This is a genomic window from Pseudomonas sp. FSL R10-0399, from assembly GCF_009600165.1.
Lineage (GTDB): Bacteria > Pseudomonadota > Gammaproteobacteria > Pseudomonadales > Pseudomonadaceae > Aquipseudomonas > Aquipseudomonas helleri.
This window is the reverse complement of record NZ_WIWK01000246.1, coordinates 1-1,331: the sequence shown is the minus strand read 5'-3', so window position 1 is coordinate 1,331 and position 1,331 is coordinate 1. Positions and strand designations below refer to the sequence as shown.

Annotated in this window: 1 rRNA gene; it reads left to right on the top strand. The window is 53.0% G+C overall.

Going from position 1 to position 1,331, the window contains the following annotated elements:
* Nucleotides 1-1,309, top strand: a 23S ribosomal RNA gene (locus GHO41_RS29225); the annotation flags it as partial.
* Between the last annotated feature and the right edge of the window lie 22 nt (nucleotides 1,310-1,331).

Below are 1,331 nucleotides of genomic sequence, written 5' to 3'. Positions count from 1 at the left end.
CAGGAACCGTACCCCAAACCGACACAGGTGGTTGGGTAGAGAATACCAAGGCGCTTGAGAGAACTCGGGTGAAGGAACTAGGCAAAATGGCACCGTAACTTCGGGAGAAGGTGCGCCGATGAGGGTGAAGCATTTACTGCGTAAGCTCACGTCGGTCGAAGATACCAGGCCGCTGCGACTGTTTATTAAAAACACAGCACTCTGCAAACACGAAAGTGGACGTATAGGGTGTGACGCCTGCCCGGTGCCGGAAGGTTAATTGATGGGGTTAGCTAACGCGAAGCTCTTGATCGAAGCCCCGGTAAACGGCGGCCGTAACTATAACGGTCCTAAGGTAGCGAAATTCCTTGTCGGGTAAGTTCCGACCTGCACGAATGGCGTAACGATGGCGGCGCTGTCTCCACCCGAGACTCAGTGAAATTGAAATCGCTGTGAAGATGCAGTGTATCCGCGGCTAGACGGAAAGACCCCGTGAACCTTTACTATAGCTTTGCACTGGACTTTGAATTTGCTTGTGTAGGATAGGTGGGAGGCTTTGAAGCGTGAACGCCAGTTTGCGTGGAGCCATCCTTGAAATACCACCCTGGCAACTTTGAGGTTCTAACTCAGGTCCGTTATCCGGATCGAGGACAGTGTATGGTGGGTAGTTTGACTGGGGCGGTCTCCTCCTAAAGAGTAACGGAGGAGTACGAAGGTGCGCTCAGACCGGTCGGAAATCGGTCGTAGAGTATAAAGGCAAAAGCGCGCTTGACTGCGAGACAGACACGTCGAGCAGGTACGAAAGTAGGTCTTAGTGATCCGGTGGTTCTGTATGGAAGGGCCATCGCTCAACGGATAAAAGGTACTCCGGGGATAACAGGCTGATACCGCCCAAGAGTTCATATCGACGGCGGTGTTTGGCACCTCGATGTCGGCTCATCACATCCTGGGGCTGAAGCCGGTCCCAAGGGTATGGCTGTTCGCCATTTAAAGTGGTACGCGAGCTGGGTTTAGAACGTCGTGAGACAGTTCGGTCCCTATCTGCCGTGGACGTTTGAGATTTGAGAGGGGCTGCTCCTAGTACGAGAGGACCGGAGTGGACGAACCTCTGGTGTTCCGGTTGTCACGCCAGTGGCATTGCCGGGTAGCTATGTTCGGGAAAGATAACCGCTGAAAGCATCTAAGCGGGAAACTTGCCTCAAGATGAGATCTCACTGGAACCTTGAGTTCCCTAAAGGGCCGTCGAAGACTACGACGTTGATAGGTTGGGTGTGTAAGCGCTGTGAGGCGTTGAGCTAACCAATACTAATTGCCCGTGAGGCTTGACCATATAACACCCAAGCAATTTGAGT